The organism is Paenibacillus sp. FSL R5-0908 (assembly GCF_038006245.1).
GTDB lineage: Bacteria > Bacillota > Bacilli > Paenibacillales > Paenibacillaceae > Paenibacillus_AQ > Paenibacillus_AQ odorifer.
Map to the genome: position 1 here is coordinate 5,824,900 of NZ_JBBOUV010000001.1, position 25,587 is coordinate 5,850,486.

General features: G+C 45.7%; 19 protein-coding genes. 1 reads left to right on the top strand and 18 read right to left on the bottom strand.

The genetic code is table 11. The annotated features are described in order from the left end of the window. Positions 1-187: 187 nt before the first annotated feature. From MKZ09_RS26545 to MKZ09_RS26590, 10 genes are all read right to left on the bottom strand, one after another. On the bottom strand, positions 188-3,172 hold the full coding sequence (locus MKZ09_RS26545; protein ID WP_081394324.1) for a glycoside hydrolase family 48 protein: 2,985 nt from the start codon (positions 3,170-3,172) through the stop codon (positions 188-190). A 32-nt stretch (positions 3,173-3,204) separates the two neighbouring features. Next, positions 3,205-5,937, bottom strand: coding sequence for a glycoside hydrolase family 9 protein (locus MKZ09_RS26550; RefSeq protein WP_076137412.1), 2,733 nt, complete (start codon positions 5,935-5,937; stop codon positions 3,205-3,207). 293 nt (positions 5,938-6,230) lie between these two features. Continuing rightward, positions 6,231-8,081, bottom strand: a complete 1,851-nt coding sequence (locus MKZ09_RS26555; RefSeq protein WP_076137413.1) for an oligopeptide ABC transporter substrate-binding protein — start codon at positions 8,079-8,081, stop codon at positions 6,231-6,233. Between the two features lie 19 nt (positions 8,082-8,100). Further along, the gene (locus MKZ09_RS26560; RefSeq protein ID WP_076129671.1) at positions 8,101-9,006 is read right to left on the bottom strand and encodes an ABC transporter permease; all 906 of its coding nucleotides are present in this window, start codon (positions 9,004-9,006) and stop codon (positions 8,101-8,103) included. A 27-nt stretch (positions 9,007-9,033) separates the two neighbouring features. Further along, positions 9,034-9,996 carry an oligopeptide ABC transporter permease gene (opp4B, locus tag MKZ09_RS26565; RefSeq protein ID WP_036677612.1) on the bottom strand — a complete coding sequence of 321 codons (963 nt, stop codon included), beginning with the start codon at positions 9,994-9,996 and terminating at the stop codon, positions 9,034-9,036. A gap of 4 nt (positions 9,997-10,000) precedes the next feature. Continuing rightward, complete coding sequence (locus MKZ09_RS26570; protein WP_076137415.1) at positions 10,001-10,936, bottom strand: ABC transporter ATP-binding protein; 936 nt, start codon at positions 10,934-10,936, stop codon at positions 10,001-10,003. Beyond that, complete coding sequence (locus tag MKZ09_RS26575; protein ID WP_036677618.1) at positions 10,923-11,939, bottom strand: ABC transporter ATP-binding protein; 1,017 nt, start codon at positions 11,937-11,939, stop codon at positions 10,923-10,925. The genes MKZ09_RS26570 and MKZ09_RS26575 overlap by 14 nt, the downstream gene beginning before the upstream one ends. A 379-nt stretch (positions 11,940-12,318) precedes the next feature. Next, positions 12,319-13,623: a replication-associated recombination protein A gene (locus MKZ09_RS26580; protein ID WP_076206448.1), complete on the bottom strand. Its 1,305-nt coding sequence runs from the start codon at positions 13,621-13,623 to the stop codon at positions 12,319-12,321. 295 nt (positions 13,624-13,918) lie between these two features. After that, entirely contained in the window at positions 13,919-14,200 is a 282-nt protein-coding gene (locus tag MKZ09_RS26585) for a CD3324 family protein (RefSeq protein ID WP_076129667.1), read from the bottom strand. Positions 14,201-14,591: 391 nt separating this feature from the next. Next, on the bottom strand, positions 14,592-16,775 hold the full coding sequence (locus tag MKZ09_RS26590; RefSeq protein ID WP_076206450.1) for a HelD family protein: 2,184 nt from the start codon (positions 16,773-16,775) through the stop codon (positions 14,592-14,594). 191 nt (positions 16,776-16,966) lie between these two features. On the opposite strand from MKZ09_RS26590, the gene MKZ09_RS26595 reads away from it, so the two are divergent. Beyond that, positions 16,967-17,494, top strand: a complete 528-nt coding sequence (locus tag MKZ09_RS26595) for a hypothetical protein (protein WP_076206452.1) — start codon at positions 16,967-16,969, stop codon at positions 17,492-17,494. 42 nt (positions 17,495-17,536) lie between these two features. Here the strand turns inward: MKZ09_RS26595 and MKZ09_RS26600 are convergent, their stop codons facing one another. The 8 genes from MKZ09_RS26600 to dtd form a co-directional block, all read right to left on the bottom strand. After that, positions 17,537-18,835 carry an NCS2 family permease gene (locus tag MKZ09_RS26600; protein WP_036677630.1) on the bottom strand — a complete coding sequence of 433 codons (1,299 nt, stop codon included), beginning with the start codon at positions 18,833-18,835 and terminating at the stop codon, positions 17,537-17,539. Between the two features lie 239 nt (positions 18,836-19,074). Then, complete coding sequence (locus tag MKZ09_RS26605; RefSeq protein ID WP_076137421.1) at positions 19,075-19,830, bottom strand: tRNA threonylcarbamoyladenosine dehydratase; 756 nt, start codon at positions 19,828-19,830, stop codon at positions 19,075-19,077. Positions 19,831-19,891: 61 nt separating this feature from the next. Continuing rightward, on the bottom strand, positions 19,892-21,676 hold the full coding sequence (gene aspS, locus MKZ09_RS26610) for an aspartate--tRNA ligase (RefSeq protein ID WP_076137423.1): 1,785 nt from the start codon (positions 21,674-21,676) through the stop codon (positions 19,892-19,894). 55 nt (positions 21,677-21,731) lie between these two features. Next, positions 21,732-22,985: a histidine--tRNA ligase gene (gene hisS, locus MKZ09_RS26615; protein WP_036677635.1), complete on the bottom strand. Its 1,254-nt coding sequence runs from the start codon at positions 22,983-22,985 to the stop codon at positions 21,732-21,734. 697 nt (positions 22,986-23,682) lie between these two features. After that, positions 23,683-24,132 (bottom strand): hypothetical protein, encoded by a 450-nt coding sequence (locus MKZ09_RS26620; protein WP_036677637.1) that lies wholly within the window; start codon positions 24,130-24,132, stop codon positions 23,683-23,685. A gap of 48 nt (positions 24,133-24,180) precedes the next feature. Further along, positions 24,181-24,690 (bottom strand): type 1 glutamine amidotransferase domain-containing protein, encoded by a 510-nt coding sequence (locus MKZ09_RS26625; RefSeq protein ID WP_076105448.1) that lies wholly within the window; start codon positions 24,688-24,690, stop codon positions 24,181-24,183. Between the two features lie 150 nt (positions 24,691-24,840). Next, entirely contained in the window at positions 24,841-24,996 is a 156-nt protein-coding gene (locus MKZ09_RS26630) for a hypothetical protein (protein ID WP_162636812.1), read from the bottom strand. 134 nt (positions 24,997-25,130) lie between these two features. Further along, positions 25,131-25,574 (bottom strand): D-aminoacyl-tRNA deacylase, encoded by a 444-nt coding sequence (dtd, locus tag MKZ09_RS26635; RefSeq protein WP_036677641.1) that lies wholly within the window; start codon positions 25,572-25,574, stop codon positions 25,131-25,133. Between the last annotated feature and the right edge of the window lie 13 nt (positions 25,575-25,587).

Genomic DNA, 25,587 nt, shown 5'->3' on the forward strand with positions numbered 1-25,587 from the left:
ATCCATATACTGATGAATAGTTGTATGAAGTGCAATTAAATTACGTTGGCGCGGCTAGAGCTTATTTTAGTTGTAGGAAATACAATTAAAATGGACATGAAGCCACAATTAGGCACAATGCAGTCGCTAACTAGCCAATAACAATAAAAGCCCCAGCCAAATGGCTAGGGCTTCCCTTATTTAGACTTTAAGGCTCAAGTCCCCATGCTAGAGCACTATTCAAATACAACGGCACATGATTCCATTCCGTGTACGATGTTTTGGTAGGGTCATAAGAGTAGTCTCCAACCTCGTTGTAATTGCTCCAGTCCGTTTTGTTGACCCGGATCTGGATATCACCCGTGTTGGCTCCCGGTGCAAGACTGCCTGCACCTGCACCGAAGGAGATTTCTAAATAATAGTCCGCTCCAGTTTTAGCAGGGTCTACCTTCACGAATGTTCCCTGTATATTACTTCCACCGATGTTAGCATAGTCAACATTAAATTGTTGAGGTTTATCGCCATCAATCGTGTAATAATACCGCAGCTTTACATCGCTAAGCGCTACAGCCGTATCCCCATTGTTAACAATTTGCAGCTGCGGGCGGAACTGATTATCTCCCGGATTGGTGTCACTTGTCCGGTACTTCACCACCAAATCTCCTTGTGCCGGAATCGGTACATCCATAGGCTTGGCGTGAACCTCAGGCGAATTCGGGCTCTCACCAACCACGTTGGAGGCACTAACTACATAGTAATAATCCGTACCGTTAACCACGGAAGCATCACTGTAAGTAGCTTGAGTGACAACAGCCACATCGCTGTAAGGGCCGCCAGTTGTTGCAGCTCTTTTCACAGTATAGCTTGTAGCTCCAGTTACGTTGTTCCAGCTAAGATCTACAACTTTGTTACCAGCGACCGCACTTGGTTTAGAAGGTGCTTTAGGAGCTACTGGCTCAGTAGGCACGCTGCTGTTGATCAGTCGATCGTATTCAGCATAAGCAGTTGCCATATCTACTTGCGACCAGAAGCGATGGTAGGTAAATTCAGGGGCTCCATTGTCCCAAGTTTTAGTCACTTTATTAAAAGAAGTATTGTATTTGTCCAGCAGATATTGCCACTTAGAGTCATTTACGATATTCGGACGGATATCGGTATAGCTTGCATATACCCCATTTCCGCCTTTAGCAGGATCGGAAGGCACTGTTGATGTACCAGGGATTGTATTTCCTTGGCCGAATGTACCTGTCCAGCCGCTTGGGAAATAGACTTCTTTAGTGAAATAACGAGAATAATCTCCACGGCTTTCGGTAGTTGCAATACCAATTCCATCGTTATAACCCCATGCCGTGTCTAACAAAGATTTAGCCAGTACCTGAGCTTCTCCTCCCAGAGTACTGTAGCTGCCATGTTCAGCTTTGGTGCCAGCCGCATAGAAGGTAAGTGCCTTAATATAGCTGCCCAGTACTCCTGTATCTTGGCTTGGACTCTTAGTTACGGCTTTCAAGTTATTGTTTGCAGTAGAACCACTGAAGCCATTCCACGTATTAGGTTGTCCTGTCCATTCCACATTACCTGGAATCCAGAATTCTCCTGGTGCAGAGACTGTAGCCACTTGTGGATTGGCGCCTCCAAGAATTCGATTTCCTTGGCTGTTCAGGTAGTAACCTTCAGCATCCGTAACTGGACGTTTGTTGGCAAAGGCATAATCTTTAGACCAATCTACCCAATTCTCTATAACTTGTTTTGCCATTTGGAAGTTTTCAGATGTAGTGTCTCCGTTAGAAGCAAGGATATAGTACAGCTCTGCTACCCGTTCCACACTCCATGCCTGCATTCCGAACCAGTTATTGGATGGCGGATCGTGGTAGACTGGAGCTTCGTCATATGCCATGCCATAAAAAGTACTGGTTCCAGCTGGATAAGCCTTGTAGGCACCTTGATAACTATTGGTCGCTCCACCGGCAATCGCCCCTTCAGAGGACTGCAGCCAAGTATAAAACTCCAATTGACGTTTCAGAGAATTTTCCCAATCCTGCCCAGCTGTAGCTGATGACGGGATCAGACCCCCTTCCGAATCAGAAAGTGCGTAGGCAGCCACGACATTCTGATACCCTTGGTGGGCATGGCTCGCACCGATTCTCCAAGCCCAGTTTCCTGTAGCTCCAAGTCCACCGCCCCATGCGGTATACCAAGCTAGAAGATATTGATTGGAATCTTTGCCAGTCCCGGCATCAGGGGTGCCGTCAGTAGCTGCACTTCCTACTTTTTGGAAGTATTTATCATACATACCGTACCGCAGGAAATCGCCCATTTTCTTAGCTTTATTCAAATACACTGTATTGTTGTAGCCGAGCTCTTTAGCCCAGTACATTGCTTGTACTGCCCGTGCATCGGCATCTGTAGCATTCGTGTAACGCCATTGAGCGGAAGGCACGTTAGCTTCTTTTGTGAACAGACTCATGAAGCCTTCGTTTGCTTTTCCGAACGTTTTGTCATCTTGAGACGGGTGAGGGACCGCCTCCCAAACGGACTCTTGTTCACCCCGTTGGAATGTATTCACATAAGCGGCTGTATGCGTAGGATTCAGCAAGTTGCCGAAGCCGTACCAGTTGTCCACGTCTACCAGCCAGTGCATCAAGTAGGTCTGGTTGTTGCCATACGTCGCCTTCAATTCAGCATCTAACGGATCTTTACCTGCTGTATACTGGCCACCTAGCTGACTTGGATACTGATCCGGCTGAGCATGCTCCGCTGCATACGTAGCCGGGCTGTTCGGATTGTAATAACTCATGGTTGGCTGTTCTTCCTTGCCATCACCTTCGTTAATAGGAATGATATATTTCTCCATGTTGTCCCAAGCTGATTCCAGCTTAGTCCAGTCCCCTGTGTGATAACCATAGAGTACCTCAAGCCACATCCAATAACTGTAAGCTTCTGAGGTCGTCATATGTCCGTAATCAGGGGCTTCACTCATCAAGGTCTCTACCGCATGATAAGGTACTCCTTCGGCAGAGAAATAACCATTTGCGGGGTCTTTTAGCTGCGCATATAATTGCAGAAAACGTGTCTGCTCCGTAGTTGAAGCGTGAGCAGTCTGAGGTCTAAAATTAAATAGACCGGTCATGAGTGAGAGAAACAGGACTGCGGCCATTATTACAGAAACAGGCTTCTTTATTAAGCTCAATTTCATCATCTTAGGCAAGCTCCCTCTCTTGGATATATTTATGGTTCTAAGCCCCATACAAGTGTTTCACCTTGATAAAGTGTAACCTTATTCCAATCGGCAAATGTCTGCTGAACCGCGCTGTAGGAATAATCATCCGTTTCATTGTAAGCCGTCCAGTCCGTCTTATTGGTGCGAGCCTGAATCTCGCCGCTATCTCCACCAGGCGCTATGCTTCCAGCCCCTGCACCAAAAGAAATCTCCAGATAATAATCCGCGCCCGTACTGGCGGGATTCAGCTTAACAAAACTGCCGCTTAAATTACCACTGCCCACTACAGCATAATCACAATGAAACTGTTGTGGTTTATCCCCATCCACAGTGAAATAATAACGCAGCTTCAAGCCGCTAAGTGCCACAGACTCGGTTCCTGTATTCATAATTCGGAACTGAGGGCGCAGCTGTCCATCACTGGCATTCGTATCATTCGTACGATATTGCACCTTCAAATTCCCCGTTGTGGGCTGTGTTGGTTCTTGGGGTTTGGCACTAACCTGTATAGATGGCAAGCTCTCCCCTACACTATTCGTGGCAGTAATCACATAATAATAAGTGGTTCCGTTCACCCGTCCACTATCCATGTAATCCGTTCCCGTGACATTCTCAAGCACTGTATACGGGCCTCCACTCACTTCACTGCGTTTAACGGTATATTCACTGACCCCGCTAATCGCATTCCAAGTCAAATGGACCGTTCCGTTACCTGCTACAGCCTGAACATTAGTCGGACGTGCAGGGACTTGAGGTTCTCCAGGTTGTCCGCCACCCGCTGGAAGTTCTCCATACATGTGCACACCTGCATCAAACACTGGGATGTTCGCTGTTTTTACAGGAGTTGCTCCCTGAGCTGCCACCCCTTGGAATGAAAAATCATTAGCATTATTCCAGAAGTTAGTGTTCAGCGGAGCTGCAATTCGGAATTGAATCTCCTTACGATGAGCAGATTGTCCACCCGGATAAATCAAAGTACCTGTAAAATCAACCTTAGTATAGTAGATATGGTTAGCTGCATCGTAAGGCTGAAGTGCAGACACCGATCCACCCTGATTGTAGCCTCCCGCTGTAACCGTAATATCCTCAGGACCATAACCAGCCGCTATCGCTTCACTAAGATCCACATAGTAGTTAAAAGACATCTCTTTACTGGCCCGTGCCGGCCAGCCCGTACGGTTATTCAGCAATGCTCGAATCTCTACGAAGTTGCTGCCACTAGCATTCACAGAGGCTTCGACAAACATCTCATCTTCACGTGTCTCTGCAGGTGGAAATTGTGCAAGCGGCTGTTGCCCTTGTCCATGCAGCAGCACCATTTTTGCAATAGCTCCTGTAAAAGCTGCATTGTAATCGGTTGCAACTTCATTCGAGACATAATCGCTAATGGAGTCGGTGTAGCTGTCTGTTTTGGACGGGCCTCCAACTAGCGCTCCGTACAAGACATGGCGATGATTTACCGGAACGCTCTGACTATCATTCCATGATCCATGTGAGGTTCGATGATGGGGATGCTGAGGAGAATTATTACCATAACCGATAACATAACTGCTGTTTCGTGGATTGTCGCCAAGCATATACGTAATTTGTCTCTCCGCGAAAGAACGCGCCGTATCTTTCTTCACCGGATCGCTCACCCAGTCCGAGTAAACGAAGGCCATAAAAGCCTGATTGGCTGCATAACGTAATGCGCCCCATTGATCCAGATGGGCGAGTCCGCCAGGAGTATAGGCAACACGGTCACTTGTTCCACCCACGCCAGTCGTCCAATACTGCATATTCCGTTCAGTAGATTGAATGAACTTGGTCTGCCCGGTGATTCGTGCCAACAGTAATTGAGCGCCATAATGCTTGTCGTCCCAAGACTGTGTCCATTGATACCCCCAGTTTCCAGCCTGATTCGTTCCCCATTGATCGCTTGCTGCAATAGCCTTATTGAGATACTGCTGATCGTTAGTCGCCAAATACAACCAGGCAGCCCCCCAGCTCAATTCATCCGCGTAACCGCTCCAAGAATTATAATATTGTTTGGCATCGGTAATGCTGTCGGAATAGGAGCCGCGATAAGTGTCAGCAAAATTGTAAAGCTGTTTAGCATGCAGCAGCAGCTTGTCCGCATATACGGCATCCGTATCCCTGAAAATAATGGATGCTGAAGCTAACGCTGCAGCTGTTTCTGCGGCAAGATCTGATCCGGGATGAGTGGCATCAATTTTGTAGGAAGGTCTCTGCATCTGCATGACTTCTGCGGGTCCCCACCAATTATGATCGGTTGTTCCGTTACCAACTTGTCCCCACAGCTCGTTAGGAGCGGTATGAGCTTTTACAAAATAATCTGTTGCCCAGCGAATATTGTCTAAAATTTCCTCCAGCTGCCCAGACCCCTCATATCCTTGCTTGTACTCATAAACCGACCACGCCAGCATCGTTGTAGAATAAGCCATAGGCAAACCGAATTTAACGTGATCACCGGCATCGTACCAACCACCAGTCAAATCATGTCCCACATCCGCACCGTCCAAAAGACCGGAATCGCCCCGCCATTCCACCCGATTGTTATCTGGCAATTCACCAGACCGCTGGGTTTCGTAGAAATAAATAGATTTTTGTAGAACCTCCGCATAGTTGTAGTCTCCGGCCGCTGCCTCTGCTATCGCCGGTTGAAATGCAGCATTTGAACAAAATGTAAGCGTAAACAACAAACTGAACACCAGTCCTTGTTTCCTATACCTCTTGATCATTTCTACTGCCCCTCTCTTCAGTGAATGCCACAAGAAAGATTACACCTCAGTCCCGTAACACCTCCCTCACTTGAATCAGGTACCCGTCATGGCGATCATCCACTCACCTCACTCTAAGAGCTATATTTAAGCGAAAGTTTCGCTCTCACCCAAAATATACCATATCTTTCATTAAAACACTATATTTTTACAGTAAATAATGTACAAAATATAGGAATTATTGTTAATTTAATGAAAAATAAAAAAACAGCAGCTCAGGATTTCTCCTTGAACTGCTGTTCATTAATACCCTCTTACTGAGCTACCGCAGCTTTATCTGCAGAAACCGCAATGTCGTTATAATAGATTCCAACTCCATCACCAACAGCCCAATAATTCAGGACGCGGTTATTAACCGGCACGATTACAGCACGATAAAGTGTTGGGAATACTGGAATCTCGTCAACCATAAATTGTTGCCACTCTTTATAGATTTCTTTACGTTTATCTACATCAAATGCAGCCTCGGAGATCCCTTCGGCAAGCAAACGATCGTTCTCTGCACTCGAGTAACGTGGGAAGTTGTAGATTGCATCTTTGCCATACAGACCTGATGGGTCAACGTCAATCCCTACACCCCAAGCGCCTTGGTACACATCAACAGTAGGATCATCCTCACCATTTTGACCTATGCGATCATAGAAGGTATTAAACTCTACCATTTCCAAAGTTACATTCAGACCAATCGCTTTCCAGGATTGTACATAATATTGAGCCAACGGCTCAGCAATGTCTCCTCCAGTCATCGAAATGAAATTAATCTTCAGCTCGCTGCCATCTGGATTCGTTCTAAATTCACCGTTTAGTTTGTAACCAGCGTCATCCAGGATCTTCTTAGCTGCTTCTGGATCATAAGCTACACCTGGATTGGAAGCATCATGGAATTCAGGATGGGAAGGTGGAATTAAGGTAGTCGCATTCCAACGCAGACCATTATAGAACTTTTTACCAACAGTATCATTGTCAACCGCTGCCCACATTGCTTTACGAAGATTCACATCCGCCATTTTAGCTTTAGGATCGGTAACAACCTCTTTTTTCGTTGCATCCCATTTACCAAGCTTAAAGCCTATATACGTATAAGCACGATCAACCGCACCCAGGAATTCAACGTTTGACATCTTTGCATTATCAGGGTATTGATCAATAGGGAAGGAATCCACCAAGTCAACTCCACCAGATTTCAGTTCTTGTACAATTGTTGTTGGGTTGATGACCTTCAAAATTACTTTATCCAGTTTAGGGGCTCCGCGCCAGTAATCTTCATTCTTAACAAATACTACAGACTCACCAGGAACGATACTCTCAACTTTAAAAGCTCCGAAGCCAATTGGCTTTTGGCGGACTTCAGGCGAAGAGGAGATTTTGGCAACATCCATGCCGCCAAAGATATGTTTGGCTAATGGATAAATCCATACACTACCCGTTAACAAGGAAGGTGTAGATTGCTTATAAGTAATTTGCAGTTTCTTATCACCCAGCACTTTAATCCCGGATATGGTCTTGGCCTTACCGGAATGGTACTCATCCATGCCTTCAATATTAGTGAAGTCAGAACCGTAACGAGGACCATCATAAGCAGGATTACCAATAACTTCATGGGCGAACAACCAGTCTTCAGCGGTTACTGGTTTACCATCCTGCCAGTTTACATTGTCGCGAATCGTAAAGGTAAAGGTACGTCCATCTTCTGCAACTTCATAAGTAGCCGCACCATCATTAGTATAAACATAGTCTTTATCCCAAGTTAACAAACCTTCATCAAACCAGTTCAGAACTTGAGCATCCGGATCTCCAGAATAGAAGTTCCAGTTCAAAGTGCCTTCAAATGGACTATCGGAAACAAGTCCAAATGTAATTGTCCCTCCGTCAATAGCTTCACCTTGGTTAGTCTTAACGTTACTGAAATCTTTAATGTTATAAAGTCCATCTTCTGCCTCAGGCGCGGCCGTGGCTTCTGCGGTTGCCGCAGGTGCGCTGGCGCTAGGAGCTGCTGTTGATTCAGCCGCTTCGTTGTTGTTCTTGGAGCCGCAAGCCGCAAGAGCGAACAACATTACAAACATTAATGAAACTAGTAAAGCTTTTGAACGAATGGCTTTTCTCATTTAATCATTTCCTCCCTTATTATCCTTTTCTTTGTCTTGCGTCGGTCGCACGTTTAAGCGCTTGACCCACATTATTTATACTCAACATCAATACCAGGATCAGCAATGATGCGGGTAACCAGATCCACCATCTGAACTCAAGAGTCTGCGGATTTCTCGCATAGCTTACTAGAGTACCCAGACTGGGTGTACTTTCTGGAAAACCAAAACCTAGAAAGGATAGGCCTGATTCCAATCCAATATTCGCTGCCAGATTCAAGGTCATTGTTACGATAATGATTGAGCTTAAGTTCGGCAGAACTTGCGTGAACATAATTTTTAGATTGGAGGAGCCTAGGGTCTTAGATGCCTGAACATAATCCAATTCCTTCTCTTGCAATGTCTTGGAACGAATGAGCCTGGCAATCCCCATCCAAAGAAATGCTGTCATGATAAAAGAGAAGGTCAACGTATTGTATTTAGGAACTGCGCTGACAAAAGCTATAACAATCATTAGAAAAGGTAGAATCATGAAGAAATCCACAATACGCATCGCGACATTATCTACCGTTCCCCCAAAGTAACCTGAGACTAAACCTACCAGAATACCGATAATTCCCGTAAAAAATGTAACCATAAAGGCAATAGACATGGAATTTCGTGTTCCTATAATTAATTGACCGAATACATCCCGGCCTCCATAATCAGTCCCCAGCCAATGCACAGCCGAAGGCTTCTCATATAGGGCGAACAAGTCAACCGTGACAATTTCTTTCTGATCTAAAAATAAGGAGATCCCATATACAGCAGCAATAATCGTAAATAGGAAAATCAATGAGACCAGTGCCAGCTTATCCCGCACCATCTCCCGCCAAACAATTTTGAAGCCCGATGGACTTTTATCAGTTTCCTGCAGCAGAGCTATCTCTGCGCTCGTCTTTGCCATTTCATTCACCCCAAAGTGTTCATCTTCTTATTTAATCCGGATACGAGGATCTACGATACTTAAAATAATGTCTGATAACAACGCACCGACGATGGAAGCAACCCCATACAGAAGAACGAGGGCTGTTACCACGCTGAAATCCCGGATCGTTATCGAACTTAGAAACAGCAAACCCATTCCTGGATAGCTGAAGATCGTTTCAACGAACACCGTACCACCGATTAGCCCAGTGATCTCATATCCAAAAAATGCAGCGATCGGCAGCAAGGAGTTTCTCAAAATATGACGATTGTATACGCGTGACTCCGAAGCCCCTTTAGCTCTAGCAGTGAGAATGAAATCTTTTTGCTTCGTATCAATGATCTCATTTCTCAGATATTGTACGGTCCCAACCGTTGCAATTAGCGCCATAGATAGCGCAGGCAGAAGCAGATGATAGAATTTACTCCAGAAGTGACTTAGTGTACCTGGAACTTCCCCGGGACTGACACTGCCGCTGGTAGGAAACCAATGAAAATGAAACCCGAAAACCCATACCATTAAGAGTGCAAAAATAAACAACGGTGCAGCAAATCCAATATAGGTATAGCCAGTTATCAAGCGATCCAGCCACGAATCGTTATAACGTCCGCTGGTAATACCAAGCGGGATAGCAATAAGGTATGTAAGAATCAGCGTAACAATGGCCAGCCAAAGGGTATTCATCAGGCGTTGACCGATTAGCTCTGAGACCGGCATTTTGAAACGGAAGGACTGGCCGAAATCCCCTTGTATCGCTTTAGTGATCCAATCCCAGTACTGGATATACCATGGATCATTTAGACCGAGCTTTTCTCTCATCGCATCAATGGCCGCCGGATCAATATTCGGATCAAGCATTCCTGAAAGTGCGTCACCAGGCATCGCCTTCGCCATAAGAAAAACAAGAATACTTAATAGAACTACTTGAGGGATCATTATAAGAATTCTACGAACGATAATCTTCCACATATTCTCAACCTTTCTCAGGCAAGGCTACCAGATGAGTCTCGGAAATTGATTTTAATGGATAAGCCATGCCTTCTTCATCAAAATAATTCCGGTGCGCTTGTTCATATTCCTTGCTTACTGATTTTCTAAATTCCGTCTGCCTTTCTCTCTGTTTCGGATCAATATCAGGAATGGCAGCAATGAGTCGTTTGGTATAAATATGCTGAGGATTGTCAAAAATATCTTTAGCAGTCCCTTGCTCCACATGTCGTCCTTTATACATAATCCCTATGTGATCGCACATATGCCTGATGATCCCGAGATCATGACTGATAAATAGAAAAGTAAGATTCAGCTCTTTTTGAATGTCCTGCATGAAGTTCAGCACCTGTGCCTGTACAGAGACATCGAGCGCAGATACCGGCTCGTCAGCAATAATAAGTTTTGGCTTGAGTGCAATGGCTCTGGCAATTCCGATCCGCTGCCGCTGGCCGCCAGAAAATTCATGCGGATATTTCAGGATGTTCTCAGGACTTAAGCCTACCTGTAAAAGCAATTCCTGCACCCGGCGTTTTTCTTCCCCTGGAGACATTTTTTCGAAATTACGCAACGGTTCTGCAATAATATCGAGTACACGCTTCTTAGGATTTAAGGAAGAGTACGGATCCTGAAAGATCATTTGAATGTCTTTGCGGACATTTCTTTGCTTACGAACACCCCTCAAAGCCAAATCTTGCCCTTCAAAAATCACGCTGCCGCTAGTAATAGAATTAAGACCTATAATCGCGCGCCCCGTTGTCGTCTTTCCGGAACCAGATTCACCAACCAGACCATAGGTTTGCCCAGCTTCAATGGTAAAATTAACATTATCGACAGCCTTAACTACGCCAACTTCCCTTCGAAAAACACCGCCGTGGATCGGAAAATGTACTGCTAAATTTTTAACCTCAAGAAGTCCCATTGTGGATTGCCTCCTCGTTAGTATCAGGGAAATGGAAATTGTTATAACAGGTGCAGCGAACGAAATGTCCGGGTGCGACTTCATGCAGCTGTGGGTTCTCCTCATGCTCCGATTCAGGTATCCAAGGCGTCCGTGCCGAGAAACGGCAGCCCTTACGCGGAAGGTTTTGCAGTGGTGGAACAATCCCCTGAATCACATGCAATCTGGATTTCTCTTCTTTTGCCGTTGGAATGGAGTTCAATAAGGATCTCGTATACGGATGTTTCGGATTAGACGTCAACGTAAAAATATCTGCGATTTCGACGATTTGTCCGGCATACATCACCGCAACACGGTCAGCCATTTCGCTTACAACCCCTAAGTCATGAGTGATTAAGATAATGCCTGCTTCCATATCGTTTTTTAATTTTTTAATAAGTTCAAGGATTTGTAATTGGATAGTCACATCTAGTGCTGTAGTAGGTTCGTCGGCGATCAAAAGCTTGGGCCCATTGGCTATCGCAATGGCGATAACCACCCGCTGCCTCATGCCACCGGATAATTCGTGGGGGTACTGCTGATATGTATGCTCGGGACGGGAAATTCCAACCTTGGTCAAAAGATCAATGACCTTCTCTTTTCGCTGTTTCTTAGAAAGCTTGGAATCATGTAGGATAAGTACTTCTTCAATCTGTGAACCGATGATCATTAGCGGGTTTAAAGCGGATAAAGGATCTTGAAAAATCATAGACATTTCTTGGCCGCGCAGCTTGTTTAGTGCAGCAGGAGACATGGTAACGATGTCCTGGCCCTTGTATTTGATTTGTCCGTCAATTTTGGCTCTGGTGTGCAGCCCCATAATTGAAAAGGCGAGCGCACTTTTTCCTGAACCAGACTCTCCAACGATAGCCAGAATTTCATTTTTGCGAACAGACAGGGTAACATCATCAACCGCAGCATAATAGTCGTCTGCAATTCTGAACGATGTCGACAAATTTTTGATTTCTAGTAGTTCTTCGCCCATATTCATCACCCTAACGACAAGGATTTCAAAATTAACACAATGAAAATATTATGTAAATTTTGATATAAATAGTGTTGATTTTCATGAAACATTTTGAAATAACCAATGTGATGATAATTAACACCATTAAGAATACTACCAGTAGTTCAATCGGAAATAAAAATGAACATCTCGTAACTTTGTAGTTCATTTTAATTAACTTATGGTAAATTATCAATCTTTTCCTATAAAAAATTTTCAATCGATGTGATTAAAAGTAACGTAGGCAACAAAAAAACGGCTCTAGGCCGCCTTTTTTTGGGAATTTTTTAGTTCGAATGAAAGTTAAAATCTTTGGCTTTCCAGCATGAAATTGGAAGGTATTACAGTCGCTAGCTGCTTACTGCTCCCGTCGAAGCTTTTGATTATGACGAATCTTAATCTCATTGCCTTGCTCAGTAGCTTGATAAAAAACACGCTGAGAAATCTCCTTAGGTAAATACTCTTGCTTCACATAATGCCCCGGAAAATTGTGCGGATATTGATATCCTTCATGTCCTAACGCAGTTGCACCTTTATAGTGCGTATCACGCAGATGCAGCGGTACCTCCGCTGATTTGATCTCATCCATACTTGCCATTGCATTGGAAATAGCCATAACCACAGCATTAGACTTCGGACTTTCCACTGCAAAAAGAATAGCTTGGGCAATGTTCAGCTTCGCCTCTGGCCAACCATTGTTTCGATAGGCATCCAGCGCACTCACCGCTTGAACCATAGCTTGGGGATTAGCCAAGCCAATATCCTCACTGCTGGCTGCAATCAGGCGCCGAATAAAAGTCATAGGGTCCATTCCAAGCTTTTCTACCGCATACAGAAACCAGAACAACGCGGCGTCGCTGGAACCGCGAATACTTTTATGAAAAGCGGATAGCACATCATACTGCGTCGATTCATCAGCCTTCACAATAGGGCGCCGAATGGATTCTTCCGCCACCTCCAAAGTGATATGAACACTTCCATCAACTTGCGGCACGGTAGTCAGGGCTGCCAGCTCCAGCGCATTTAGTGCCCGCCGGATGTCTCCATTAGCCATTGTTGCAATATGCAACAAAGCCTCCTCATCGACCTGAAGCTCCATAAATCCAAGACCTTTATCTTTGTCCGCCAACGCTCTGCGCATCGCGATCAGACTGTGTTCACTTGTTAATGCCTCCAGCTGAAATAAGGTAGAGCGGCTCATAAGCGCCCCATTAACATAATGGAACGGGTTCTCTGTAGTCGCTCCAATGAAGGTGATGGTCCCTTTTTCTACCGCTGGCAAAAGCGCATCCTGGCGTGAGCTATTAAATCGATGCACCTCATCCAGGAACAGGATCGTCTTAGTGCCGTACAATGTTTGATTGTTCTGAGCTCGTTCAATAACCTCCCGTACATCCTTCACGGTAGCTTCCACCGCATTCAGACGTACGAACTCTCCTTGCGTGTGATGAGAAATAATATGCGCGAGTGTCGTCTTGCCGCATCCCGGGGGACCATAGAGCAATATCGAAGAAACTTGATCCGCCTCAATCGCTCTTCGCAGCAGCTTCCCCCGGCCTATGATATGCTCTTGACCAATATATTCATCAAGATTCTCCGGTCTCATCCGGTCCGCAAGCAGCCGTCCGCCCCCGGTGTCCTCTCCGAAAGAAAATAAATCCATAACTCCACTTCCTTGCTATATTCTTGTAAAAGCTCAATGTAAATCCCTTTCTATCATACCATATCACAGGGAAGGATTAGGAGGTCCTGCCGGGTCAAGGTAATAGTATCAGCATAGACTTATTTTGCGCCAAAATAAAAAGAGCATGATCTCGTCTTAGAAAGGCGGGAGCCATGCTCTTTTTTCAAAATATAAGAAAGTATAGGTTTCACGCTATACTTTATCCTTATGATTTCTCGCATAACGCTTACCGTCCTTCTAAGGACACCAGAGGCGTTTATGCTTGAATTGCAAGCTAGCAATTTACTGCCAGCCGCATTTTTGATATGATTTTACGAATGCTTTCTTCCGATAGATGGTACTTCTTCTGAAGTTCAGCTACGGAATCACCGCTTCGATGACAACTGAAAATTTCCTTGTTCCGGTTCGCTATTTCTTTCCTCGAACCGCTGTTCTCGCCCCATCGAACCCGCTCTTCTGTCTTCTTTGGGATGTAGAGCAGTTCACCTTGGATGTATCCCTGAAGCTCTTCGAGCAAGCCAGGGGGGAGCACATCCTTCCCATTTACATAACTCAACTTGCATTTCCTCCTTCAACAGGTGTGTCCCTATGCGTCGGTCAACTAAGTTTTTAGTTATAATCACGTCACCTGCCTCCTTTCTTCTCCTCATATTTGGAAAAATCCGTAATTTCATTATATAAAAACCTTTTGGTAGCGTCTACATTCGATTTCATAAATTTCGTTCTTATGGATAAGTGTGGTATTTCTTATGTTAGTAATAAGGAGGCCATAAGGCCTCCTCGCTTTAAGCAGGTTTCCGTCTTAGACGGAAACCACCTCGTATACTGAAATCATTTCAATCAGCCTCCTTCCAGAAGTGTTCTTGCCCGGCCGGACACTTATTATTAAGCCATACCTATGGGTGAGTTACAAGACCAAGAACAGTTATAACCATTCTCCACCAGTCTTACTCCCCCTCAGAATCGCTTCCAGCCGCCGTTTGCACATAGGAAGGAACTTCCCCATTATGGAGCAGCCACAGCTCATGGAGAGCACGTGTACAGCCGACATACATCAGCTTCGCGTCCCAAGCCGTCGCTCCGTAATGGTCTTGATCGGCATCTGCTAAGATCACTGCATCGAACTCCAAACCTTTTGATAAATAGACAGGCAGCACCGATAGCCCACCCTGATATTGGGTCATACTGCCATCAATCAGATGAATATCTTCAAAATGCTGTGCCAGCTCCGCATATAGTTCTGCAGCCTCATGAAGATTTCTTGTTAGGACAGCCACCGTACGGTATTCCCTTCCTGACAGAGACTTCAGTGCAGAGGTTATTGTCCGCAAGCGAGCTTGCTCATCAGCCACCAGTTCCCCGTGATCCTCGCCGTAGGCGATCATACGCACGGGATCTCCACTACGAAACACAGGAACGGCCAGTAATGAGCTTTCCACACCTGACGATAGAATTCCATTAGCGAAGTCTATAATTTCCATAGTAGAACGATAGCTGCGTGTCAGCGCGTGATAAGCCGTGTTCTCAGGGGTAAACAACGTCTGCATCTCTTCCCACGCGTGTACGCCTTTATAGGCATGTATGCCCTGCGAGAGATCACCTAGGATCGTAAAGGAATGGCCTCGCACATATAAATCCAGAACGGCAATTTGGAAAGGTGAAAAATCCTGTGCCTCATCAATTACTACATGGTCAAAGCGAGTAACACCCTCATCGCCGTTTAAAAGATAATGGATATACAGCAACGGAGGTAAATCCTCTTCACGTATGATGCCTTTTTTCAGCTCTTTTGCCGTTTCCTTCAGTACAGCTGCCGGAATTTTCTCAGGTGGTTCAACCGGCCAATCCTCAGGAAGTTTAGCTGCTCGGAAAATTTGCTTATAGATCGTTAATGGATCATATTTAGGCCATTTGGCACTATAAGCCTTCTCTCGCTGCGCGCCTTTTTTCTTGCGATCCTTCATAGCAGCAGCTGAAGGACTCTTCTTCAGTTCCATCTCAATCCAGCGATGAATCCGCGCCATTACCCGTTCCTTGCGCTTGGCTGGAGGATAGGGAGCATACTCCTCATTATGCCAGCGCAAAATCATAGAACGGCGTAGCACGGCACCCTCCCACGGGCTAAAATCACCCTCAGGTACAGAGCTGCTTTCCAATAGCTTGATGCTGGACTCTATGATTCCCATCAGCACCGTGGAACCCTTGAAACGCCCCGGTGTCTCTTCTGTAATTACCGGCATGCCGCCAGGGGTTTCGAACCAGCGGTTCATCGTCTCCGTCGCATCCTGTTCCGGCAATTCCAGTCCTAGTACATTAGCCGCCCAATCCGGAAATGTACTTTGAGCAATATTACCTACCCCGAGCTCAGGCAATACATCCGAGATGTAATCCAAAAACATCCGGTTTGGTGCAAAAATGATCATTTTTTCCGCAGAAACCTGATCCTTATATTGATACAGCAGAAAAGCAAGCCTGTGCAGTGCAACGGTTGTTTTACCGCTTCCTGCCACGCCCTGAATGATCAGCGCTGTATTCTTGGCAGCACGGATAATTTTGTCCTGCTCCTCTTGAATGGTCGATACGATATCCCGGAGACGATTATCCTTGTTCTCCCCAAGTCGATAGACGAGAAACTCATCTGATACTATCGGTGCATCGCTTTCCCGATTGTACGTATCCGCGACCCGCTCCAGAATTTGCTTCCGAATCACCACGTTGCGTTTGAGGTATACCAGCCCCTCTATTAGTCCCTCAGGAGCTTCATAGGAGGCTGGCTCCGTACCGCCGGTAAACGAATAGAACAGGCTTGCTACCGGTGCGCGCCAGTCGATGACTAGCGGACGGTCGCTTACCTGCTCACGGTCTACGCCGATTTTGCCTATATAGAGTGCCTTCCGTTCATTCTCATCATTGCCTTGAAAATCAAGCCGTCCGAAATAAGGCTCCTGCCTAAGCTTGGCAAGATCTTTGCGCTTCTGATCACGGTTCGCTTCCAGCACCTGTTCCGTATAGTCATGTCCCGTGTACACTGGTGTCTGTTGGAGCTTCTCCAGCAAAGTGTCAATTTCAGTAAGCGCTTGATTCAGCCTGTCTTCTTCCTCTTGATAGGCACTTTGAAAGTTGTCTTCCAATTTCAGTTACCTCCTAAAAGTTTATCGAGCTTAAATTTTCATGCTCCTACGCCCATTTCTCACGCAAAAGGATACCCATTGTAGCACAATCAGCGCTTAAATACCAAATCTTTCAAATGATTTGACTAAACTTATAAGTTCTCCAACCTAAAGCCCTTTAGTGCTCCTTAGCATTCACAAGCGTCAAATGTTTGGGACAAACCCAAGGCATTTTTGCCTTTGGTTTTGGCGTTCGCATGCATTTGGCTCCAATCAGAGGCATTTTTGCTTCTGTTTTCGGCGTTTCCACACATTTAGCTCCAATCTACGGTATTTATCCCTTTGATTTCGTCGTCTACGTGCATTTCGCTCCAATCAGCGGTATTTATCCCTTTGATTTCGTCGTCTACGCACCTTTCGCTCCAATCAGCGGCATTTTTGCCTTTGATTTCGGCGTTCGCTCACATTTGGCCCGCATCAGAGGCATTTTTGCCTTTGATTTCGGCGTTCGCACACATTTGGCTCGCATCAGAGGCATTTTTGCCTCTGTTTTCGGCGTCTACGCACATTTAGCCCCAATCAACGGTATTTATAGCTTTGTTTTCGACTCTTCCACGCATTTGGCTCGAATCAACGGTATTTTTCCTTTTGATTCTGACATCTACGCACATTTGACTCCAATCAGCGGCACAACGGCATTTACCTCTTTGATTTCAACGCTGGCTAATAGAGCTAATTAGTGTGCAACAGGTCCCTCGCAATCAAAGAAACTGGATGCCGCACTATAGCACAGCCTGCAAAATAAAGTTAGCCACAAACAAACCAGCAATCCCATACAGCGCAGGAGGCACTTCCTTCCCTTTGCCCAACGCCAGCTTCACAATTGGGTAGGTAATAAAACCAAAAGCCATACCGTCCACGATGCTATAGGTGAATGGAATCATAACCATGATTAGAAAAGACGGGAACAGCTCGGTCAAATCACTCAAGTCCATCTCACGCACATTCTGTACCATTAGCCCGCCGATCACAATCAGGATCGGTGCGATCGCACTGTCAGGAATATAGGATAACAGCGGAAGAAATAGGAAGGTCGCCCCGAATAGAAGCCCTGTCACCAACGAGGTGAGACCTGAACGCCCGCCCGCAGCTATTCCTGCATTAGATTCTGCAGCGGCCACAACCGGACTACTTCCGAAAAGACCCGCGGCGATATTAGCAAGCGAGAGCGCACGCAGGCTGCTTTTGAAGCGTTCTGGACGGCCTGCCATCATCGTCTGCGAGGCTACAAGACCGATATTTTCAAATACAACGATTAACAATAACAGGAATACAGCAATCCAGAACACCAGGCTCACAATGCCGCTCCAGTCCATTCCGAAAAATAGGCCGCCATAACCTGAGAATACATGCCCTGAGGCCTGTTTTTCCGGTGCATGTGCAGCTCCCAGCAGATAGGCTAGTCCTGTACCAACCAGCATACTTATCAGCAGGCCACCGTTAGTTCCCCGGATAAATAACACTAGAGCCAGCAATAAAGTCACACAGGATGTAATAACTGCTGGATCACTAAAATGTCCTATGGCAACAAAAGTAGTCTGATGAGCAATCACTATCCCGCTTTTTTGCAGCCCTATAAAAGTCAGAAACAGCCCTATACCGACTGTAATGGCATGCTGCAGGTTTTGGGGAATTGCCTCACTAAGAATACGATAAAGTGATGTGAAGGCCACGATAGCGAACAACACACCTGTTATAACGACTACAGTAAGCGCCTCTCTCCAGTCCAGCTTCATGGAATGAACAAGCGTATAAGTGAAAAATGCGTTAATCCCCATCCCCGGAACCACGATGATAGGCGTCTTCCCGCCAAAAGCCATCAGCAGACAGCCGGTAATTGCCGTCAACAGTGTAGCCACCATTGCCGGTCTAAGCGGCATCCCCGCGTCATGGAGAATCGTCGCATTTACCATAACAATATAAACTGAAGCAAAATAGGAGAGAATCCCTGCAGCCCATTCCCGTTTCCAGTCATTCTCAGGCGCAAGCCCCACACTATTTCGCCAAAAATTCGATTTCATGTACAAAAACCTCCACTGATATTAAGTTCCGCAGGCGGATATTACCCGGAATATAAATCTAATAATCAGCCGTTCATCCCGGTTCAGCTATTATGCCTATTTGTGGCCTGCTTCTTGCAGACCCCGCCTGTTTAACGACAACAAAAGGGCGTACGCAGCCGGATTCCAGCTACTCGCCCTTTTGTCCATTACTCTAATCCTATAACTATAATTGAAACAGCCTCAGCTCAGCGATTCACTTACAAGCTGACGCCTCCAGCCTCAAGCAAATCACGCACGGCAACGCTGACCATAATTAGGCCGGCTACCGGTGGAACAAATGAATTGCTGGCTGGCGGTTGTTTCGCTTTACGTCGATCCGGTGCATTCTCCGGAACAATTTTGTCCGTAACATCCTGACGTGGCTTCATTGGCGGCTCCGTAGAGAAAACCACCTTCACGCCTTTCTTAATCCCATCCTTACGCAGCTTTTGGCGAATGACCCGGGCAATCGGATCATACGTTGTCTTGGAAATGTCCGCTACCTGGAATCTTGTAGGATCCATTTTGTTGGCAGCACCCATGCTTGAAATCATAGGAATTCCACGTGCCAGACATTCTTTAATCAAATGGACCTTGTAGATAATCGTATCTGAGGCATCAATCACATAATCCGGTTTCAGCTTGAACAGTTCCTCATAGGTTTCTTCCGTATAGAACATGTTCAGCGCAATCGCTTCACATTCCGGATTAATCAGCTTCACACGCTCTACCATCAGTTCGGCTTTCTTTTGCCCAACCGTAGTAGTAAGTGCATGGATCTGCCGATTCACATTGGTAATGTCGACGGAATCCTTATCAATCAGAATCAGTCTCCCAATCCCGCTACGAGCCAATGCCTCAACAGCCATACCGCCAACACCGCCGATACCAAGTACCGCTACTGTGCTGTTCTTCATAATCTCCAGACCTTCCGGTCCGATCGCCAGTTCCGTACGTGAGAACTGATGCAGCATGAGGTCAGCCTCCTTCAAAAGCTATGGCGAAGCAGAAATCTGCCTCGCCCGCTTTATTTAATTATTCTTTTTCTTTTTCTTTTTTTGGTTTAAGAGCCAGCTTAATATGCAGTTGCTCCAATTGTGAACCGTCTACTGGCGAAGGTGCATCCATAAGCAGATCCGTTGCACTTGCCGTTTTCGGGAATGCGATAGTTTCGCGCAGATTTGTACGGCCCGCCAACAGCATGATTAGACGATCTAAACCGAAGGCAATACCACCATGTGGAGGTGTACCATATTCGAACGCATCCATCAGGTAACCAAATTTCTCGTAAGCAACCTCATCTGAGAAGCCGAGAGCTTGGAACATTTTTTCCTGAACTTCACGTTTGTAAATCCGCATGGAGCCGCCGCCTACTTCATAACCGTTCAGAACGATATCGTAGGCTTGTGCACGAATTGCACCTGGATCTGTGTCGAACAGATGCAGATCCTCTTCACGTGGACGAGTGAACGGATGGTGTTCTGCTACATAACGTTTCTGATCTTCATCATAACCAAGCAATGGGAAGTCAGTCACCCAAGCGAACTTGAACACGTTATCGTCGATCAGACCCAGCTGACGTCCGATTTTGACACGAAGGGCACCTAGAACGTCCGCTACAACCTTTTTGGTATCAGCGGAGAACAACAGTAGGTCGCCTTCTTCAGCGCCTGTACGCTCCTTCACAGCGGCAATTTCTTCTTCAGTGAAGAATTTGACAATCGGCCCTTTGAACTCGCCGTCTTTCACTTGAATCCAAGCCAAACCTTTCGCTCCATAACGCGCAGCATAAGGTCCGAGATCATCGATTTCTTTACGAGTCCAAGTCCCACAGCCTTTAGCATTTAGACATTTCACTTCTCCGCCTTTTTCGATCACGGAAGCAAATACCTTTACGCCACTTGTGGCAACAATATCGTTCATTTCTACAAGCTCTAATCCAAAACGCAGGTCAGGTTTGTCTGAACCGTATTTGCCCATAGCCTCAGCATAAGTCAAACGTTGGAATGGAAGCTGAATATCCGCTCCTACAGTTTCTTTAAACAGACGTTGCATCAGGTTTTCCATCATACCAAGCAGCTCATCCTGAGACAGGAATGAAGTCTCAATGTCCACTTGTGTAAATTCCGGCTGGCGGTCAGCACGCAGATCTTCATCACGGAAACAACGAGCAATTTGATAATAGCGTTCAATGCCACCGACCATCAACAGCTGCTTGTAGATTTGTGGAGATTGTGGCAATGCGAAAAATTCGCCTTCATGCACACGGCTTGGCACCAAATAATCACGTGCACCTTCCGGTGAGCTCTTAGTTAGGATTGGTGTCTCTACGTCAATAAATCCTTCACTGTCAAGGAAATCGCGGAAAATCTTAGAAGCTTTCGAGCGTAGCAACAGTGTTTTTTGCATTTCTGGACGACGCAGATCCAAGTAACGATATTTCAGGCGAAGAGATTCGTCTACTTCCACTCCATCTTCGATGAAGAATGGAGGGGTCTTAGCAGCGTTCAGCACTTCGATGTCTGTAATTTGAACTTCAATCTCACCTGTCGGCAGATTGCGGTTAATGGTTTCTTCATCACGTTTAACCACGTTTCCTTTAACAGCCAAAACATACTCACTGCGAACCTTATCCGCAATTTGCAGTGCTTCGCCGGAGTAGTCCGGGTTGAATACAACTTGCACAATACCGCTTCTGTCACGCAGGTCAATAAAAAGTACGCCCCCAAGGTCGCGACGGGTCTGGACCCATCCGTTCAAGGTTACCGTTTGTCCAATATGTTCTGGTGTTAATTGCCCACAGTTATGACTTCTTTGCATAATTCACCATTCCCCTTTTTATTTAAAAATACATTTCTACTTAAAAAGTCTTCTTCTATACCAACGCCTGAGCCAGCTCCTCGAGCTTCACAGTCTGCTGTTCCCCTGTACTCATCGACTTCAGCGCAATTACACCATTCTTCAGCTCGTCTTCGCCAAGAATCGCAGTATAACGTGCCGACATACGGTCAGCTGACTTCATCTGTGCTTTCATCTTCCGGCCGAGGTAGTCGCGTTCTGCCGAGAACCCTTGGCTACGCAGAAAGTATAGCTGCTTGGAGATTTCAATGTCAGCCTCTTCGCCAAGAGCTACAAAATACACATCCAGTGGCTTCGCAGTCTCCAGTTCTACCTTCTGATCTTCCAGAATAAGAAGAATACGCTCCAGTCCGATCCCAAAACCAATACCCGGTTGATCCGGTCCACCGATTTCTTCAACCAAACCGTTGTAACGGCCTCCGCCGCCTACGGTATCAATAGAGCCAATGCCAGCTGCTTTATATTCAAACGCAGTATGCGTGTAATAATCCAAACCACGTACAAGACGAGGATTAATCGTGAACTCCACACCCATGATGTCGAGATGCATCTTAACCTTCTCAAAATGAGTTATGCATTCATCATCCAAACTGTCCAAAATGGAAGGCGCATCTGTAAATTTATCCTGATCCACCTTGCAATCCAGTACACGAAGCGGATTACGCTCGATTCGACGCTGACAATCACTGCAGAGGTTATCCTTCATCGGTCTAAGGAATCCCAGCAGCTTCTCCCGGTAAGCCGCACGGCTTGGTGCATTACCCACGGAATTAAGCTCCACTCTTACATCCTTAAGACCTAGATCCTTATAGAATTGGTAGCCCATAGAAATTACTTCTGCATCAATAGCCGGATCCACGGCCCCAAACGCCTCAATCCCAAACTGATGGAACTGGCGATATCTTCCGGCCTGCGGACGCTCATAACGGAACATAGGTCCGATATAATACAGCTTGCTTACATCTGGTTCACCGTATAGCTTGTTCTGAACGTAAGCCCGCACGACACCAGCTGTTCCTTCTGGACGAAGAGCCAAATCACGGTCGCCTTTGTCCTTGAACGTATACATTTCGCCTTCCACAATATCCGTTGTTTCGCCTACTCCACGTTCGAATAACCCTGTGTGCTCAAACATAGGTGTGCGAATTTCCCGGTAGTTAAAACGGCGGCATAAATCTCTGGCCTTCCCCTCAATATACTGCCATTTCTCCACAGCACCCGGAAGCACGTCCTGCGTTCCTGTTGGTTTCTCGAATCTTTCTTTAGCCACAGTCTATCCCTCCTAAAAAATAACCCCTCTAAAGCTGTTCTCTTCATCTGTTTCTATTGCAGAAAAAGCAAAAAATCCCTCGTCCTGTTTTATAAAAAAACAGGGACGAGGGATTATCATAACCAATAATACACCACGTGGTACCACCCACATTCCGGATCAGTAAAAATATACTGAAGCCGCTCAAAGCGGTTAACGCCCGCCTACGCGTAAACGGCTACTGATCGCGGCAATCAACACTGCCCACTTTCGCCGTACGTTCTCGGGGAGGTCATTCATTCGCTCATCAACAGAATCCTTGCAGCCAAGCGATGCCGGGTCATCATCCACTTAAGTAGATGTCAGCCGAATCGACAGGGGATTCTTCTCTGGAGTTGTGGGTTCTCGAATTACTTGGTCCCGTCATCAAAACCATATGATAAAATCGTATATTGTTAATATTCTACTGAACTACTGCATTAAAGTCAAGGTACTAAAAAGGATGCCTATTATAAATTTTGACAGCTTCCGAGTTTTTTATTCAGTAATTATAATGTAACAAAAAAAATGACCTGCAGCCGAATGCTGCAGGTCCATCATCATATATTATTAAAAAGGGGGTCATGCCTTTATTATAAACACGCTATATTAAGGAATCATGTACGTAATATTACGATTATATTACATTCCATGAAAGCGGTTTATTTTTAATAGAATACTATTCGAATTGTTCAACATAAGCCCCTTTGCCCCGGAGGATTTCCACAACTTCATTATAATTCTCTTCTGCTATACTTAGCTCCATCACATAACGAAGTTCACTTAAATCCCCATCCTCGAGATCTCCTTCTGCCACGTTCGCACTAACCTGATCTTCATTCACACTATAATGTGTTTCAGGGTCAGCCCTAGTGTCGGAAGCGGCAATGCCAGGAACCAGCATAGCTCCAGCTGCAGGTGTGCTAGCCGTTCCAAGCGTTCCAGTTGTGCCTGCAACTACAGATGCACTATCCAGTGGAATGATTGGAAACAGAATATTACGATCATTGCCGATAGGGTCTGTGAGCGGCCAAACCTCCAAGCCATCCACCTTGTAGCTAATCAATGCTGTTTTTGCGCCTTCTGCTTCATTTTCAGTTCTGAAATATGCTTGGATTTTTCTGCTCATTGCCATTACCTCCTTGGATTATAAGACTCTAATTTAAATATTGCTTATTTATTTCAGGACCTTCAATATTTCACGAACAAATGCAGGCTCATCTTTTGGTGTACGCGAAGTAATGTAATTGCGATCAACCACTACTTCCTCATCCTTAAACTCCGCGCCGGCATTCACAACATCATCCTTCAGCGGAGGATAAGAGGTAATGGTGCGTCCCTTAAGCAAGTCTGCACTGATCAGAATTTGCGGTCCGTGGCAAATAGAGGCGATAGGCTTGCCTGCTTCATTTGCTTCTTTTACAAACTTCAAAATATCGGCATTTTGCCGTAAATTCTCAGGGGAAGAACCACCCGGGATGACAATCGCATCATAATCACTAGCTTGAACATCGGCGATCGCCTTGTCTGCTGCGTAGGAGACTTCTTTCTTTTTACCTAGCAGGGTCTCCCCTTTTTTCAAACCAATAATGTCAGCTTGATGTCCTGCCTTTATAATTTCATCATAAGGAACCTTCATTTCAGAATCTTCAAAGTCATTAGCCAGTAAGAAAGCAACGTTACTCATGTAATAGTTTCTCCTCTCTGTCTTTAGCAATTAATGATGTTCTAAATATTCTTTCTTGTGGTCTATTACCCTTATGAGGATGCTTTCTAACCTTTAAACTGAAAATAGGCTTCCTACACAACACCGAAAAAGCCGCCTCTTCCACCCGCTTCAGGTACGCGGCAAGAGATTGCGGCTTCTTCCTTTGATCACTAGTGGTTCGGTCTCGCCGTCTAGCTTTTTGGCTAATGCACAGGCTTCCATAGGACTCCCAGTCGGTAGTGCCGGGATACTTCTCCATACCCATGCCTTCTGTGATTGTCTCATTCTTAAACTCCTGCCTTATGCGTGATATCTGCCTGCATTTAGTTTATCCAGCCCAAAGAAGCTCTATCCGCATAAAAAAAAAGATGTCGAAAGTTAGCTCCGGCCAGAAGCAAACTTCGACATCCTCTATTTCGTTAGCTGCGGCTATCCAGAATGAGAGTAACCGGGCCCCAATTGGTCAGCGACACATCCATCATCGCTCCAAATATGCCCGTCTCCACCTGAAGACCTCCAGCTCTAAGCTCTTGATTAAAATAATCATAAAGACGCTCGGCCTCCGCAGGAGCTGCAGCTCCCATGAAATTCGGCCGTCTTCCCTTACGGCAATCTCCGTATAAGGTAAACTGTGACACTGAAAGAATAGCTCCGTTAGTATCCGTGACACTATAGTTCATTTTGCCAGCATCATCTTCAAAAATACGCAGTCCAGCTATTTTATCCGCTAAATATTTGGCATCCTTCTCTGTATCTTCATGGGTAACGCCGACAAGCAGCATCAGGCCATTGCCAATCGCTCCGGTCACTGTCTCATCCACGGTTACTTTGGCGTCCTTACAACGCTGTACTACAACTCTCATCGCACTACTTCGC

Bases quoted from the DNA above. Each gene is read 5' to 3' on its own strand.
- MKZ09_RS26605 (WP_076137421.1), bottom strand. From the start codon at position 19,830: ATGCTGCATCAGTTCTCACGTACGGAACTGGCGATCGGACCGGAAGGT.
- MKZ09_RS26550 (WP_076137412.1), bottom strand. From the start codon at position 5,937: ATGATCAAGAGGTATAGGAAACAAGGACTGGTGTTCAGTTTGTTGTTT.
- MKZ09_RS26555 (WP_076137413.1), bottom strand. From the start codon at position 8,081: ATGAGAAAAGCCATTCGTTCAAAAGCTTTACTAGTTTCATTAATGTTT.
- aspS (WP_076137423.1), bottom strand. From the start codon at position 21,676: ATGCAAAGAAGTCATAACTGTGGGCAATTAACACCAGAACATATTGGA.
- MKZ09_RS26545 (WP_081394324.1), bottom strand. From the start codon at position 3,172: ATGAAATTGAGCTTAATAAAGAAGCCTGTTTCTGTAATAATGGCCGCA.
- MKZ09_RS26600 (WP_036677630.1), bottom strand. From the start codon at position 18,835: ATGAAATCGAATTTTTGGCGAAATAGTGTGGGGCTTGCGCCTGAGAAT.
- MKZ09_RS26630 (WP_162636812.1), bottom strand. From the start codon at position 24,996: ATGAGACAATCACAGAAGGCATGGGTATGGAGAAGTATCCCGGCACTA.
- dtd (WP_036677641.1), bottom strand. From the start codon at position 25,574: ATGAGAGTTGTAGTACAGCGTTGTAAGGACGCCAAAGTAACCGTGGAT.
- MKZ09_RS26570 (WP_076137415.1), bottom strand. From the start codon at position 10,936: ATGGGACTTCTTGAGGTTAAAAATTTAGCAGTACATTTTCCGATCCAC.
- MKZ09_RS26560 (WP_076129671.1), bottom strand. From the start codon at position 9,006: ATGGCAAAGACGAGCGCAGAGATAGCTCTGCTGCAGGAAACTGATAAA.
- MKZ09_RS26575 (WP_036677618.1), bottom strand. From the start codon at position 11,939: ATGGGCGAAGAACTACTAGAAATCAAAAATTTGTCGACATCGTTCAGA.
- MKZ09_RS26580 (WP_076206448.1), bottom strand. From the start codon at position 13,623: ATGGATTTATTTTCTTTCGGAGAGGACACCGGGGGCGGACGGCTGCTT.
- MKZ09_RS26620 (WP_036677637.1), bottom strand. From the start codon at position 24,132: ATGAGCAGAAAAATCCAAGCATATTTCAGAACTGAAAATGAAGCAGAA.
- MKZ09_RS26625 (WP_076105448.1), bottom strand. From the start codon at position 24,690: ATGAGTAACGTTGCTTTCTTACTGGCTAATGACTTTGAAGATTCTGAA.
- opp4B (WP_036677612.1), bottom strand. From the start codon at position 9,996: ATGTGGAAGATTATCGTTCGTAGAATTCTTATAATGATCCCTCAAGTA.